The sequence below is a fragment of the Caballeronia sp. dw_19 genome, assembly GCF_018449515.1.
Lineage (GTDB): Bacteria > Pseudomonadota > Gammaproteobacteria > Burkholderiales > Burkholderiaceae > Caballeronia.
This window is the reverse complement of sequence record NZ_JAAVUQ010000097.1, coordinates 1-1,615: the sequence shown is the minus strand read 5'-3', so window position 1 is coordinate 1,615 and position 1,615 is coordinate 1. Positions and strand designations below refer to the sequence as shown.

General features: G+C 60.9%; 1 protein-coding gene. It reads left to right on the top strand.

Annotated elements, in window-relative coordinates; genetic code table 11:
* The first annotated feature begins 108 nt into the window (after positions 1 to 108).
* Complete coding sequence (locus HB376_RS40560) at positions 109 to 1,512, top strand: ISNCY family transposase (protein ID WP_213769303.1); 1,404 nt, start codon at positions 109 to 111, stop codon at positions 1,510 to 1,512.
* Positions 1,513 to 1,615 lie beyond the last annotated feature (103 nt).

The following is a 1,615-nucleotide window of genomic DNA, read 5'->3' as shown; positions in this document are numbered from 1 at the left end:
AACAATGTAGGCCCCAAATAGTAATGTCGTACTTGAGCCAAGTAGAAATGTCGCACCGAAGGCTCGATCAGGCCCATGCTGGGGCTCCGCCGTCGCTGGGAGTCGATCATGGACCGCACTGGGATGATCACCATGAGCATGCGTGAGCTTGAGCGACTGAAGGCGATCCAAATGGTCGCCGATGGACTGCTGATGCCTTGGCGTGCCGCTGAGCGATTGGGCATCAGCCGGCGTCAGGTGGAACGGCTGACGAACCGATATCGAAGCGAAGGCGCCGCGGGTTTGATTTCACGCAAGCGCGAGCGCTGCAGCAATCACCAATTGCCCGCCGGGCTGGCAGATCATGCCTTGGCGATCATTCGCGAGCGCTATGCCGATTTTGGGCCGACGTTCGCGTGCGAGAAGCTCAGAGAATCTCACGGGCTGACGCTCGCGGCCGAAACCGTGCGGCACCTGATGACTGACGCGGGCCTGTGGATTCCGCGCAAGCAGCGCCCGCCCAAGATCCACCAGCCGAGGAACCGGCGTTCGTGCCTGGGCGAGCTGATCCAGATCGATGGCAGCGATCATCGGTGGTTTGAGGAACGCGCGCCGGCCTGCACGCTGCTGGTGTTTATTGACGACGCGACCAGTCGGCTGATGACGCTGCACTTCACCGCGACCGAGTCGACCTTCAGTTATTTCGAAGCGACGCGCCAGTACATCGAAGCGTATGGCAAACCGGTCGCACTCTACAGCGACAAGGCGAGCGTGTTCCACTGCAACCACCCGGCGAGCACGCCCGGCAAGGGTGTAACCCAATACGGACGGGCCTTGTACGAGTTGAACGTGGATACGTTATGTGCCAACAGCAGCCAGGCCAAGGGGCGCGTGGAGCGCGCCAACCTGACCTTGCAGGACCGCTTGGTGAAGGAGTTGCGACTGCGCAAGATCGACACGAAGGAAGCGGCGAACGCTTATGCGCCCCACTTCATTGCCGACTTCAATGGCCGCTTTGGCAAGGCACCGAGGAGTGCGTACAACGCGCACCGGCCGCTCAGGGCGGATGAGAATCTTGATCTGATTCTGACCTGTCGGGTCTCGCGCTGCGTGTCGGCGACGTTGACCGTCCAGTATGACCGGGTGATGTATTTGCTGGACGATACGCCGGCCAACCGCGGCCTGATTCACCACTACCTGGACGTGGTCGAATACCCCGATGGGCGCATCGAGATCCGGGCCAATGGTGCCGCCCTGACCTATCGCCAGTACGATCGCTTGTCCGATATTGACCAAGGGGTGGTGGTGGATAACAAGCGGCTGGGACACGTGCTGGAGGTGGCGCGGCAGGTGCAGCTGGAGCGGGACAACCGGCGCATCTCGGGTTCGCCGTCGAGGACTAATCAGGGCGAGCCGGCGAAGCCGAAGATGCGGGCCAACAACACGCGCAAGCAGCGCGCGCTCACGCAAGCGGACCTGAACGGCATCATCTTGAGAACGGCCGAAAGGCGGGTAGCCGCGGTGGGGAAATGACCCTTTCAAGAGAGATTTAGAAGGCTGAAACCAACCTCAAACCAACCCAAAACCCGACATTTCTAATTAGCCCGCACCCCGACATCTGAATCTGGCCTCGACA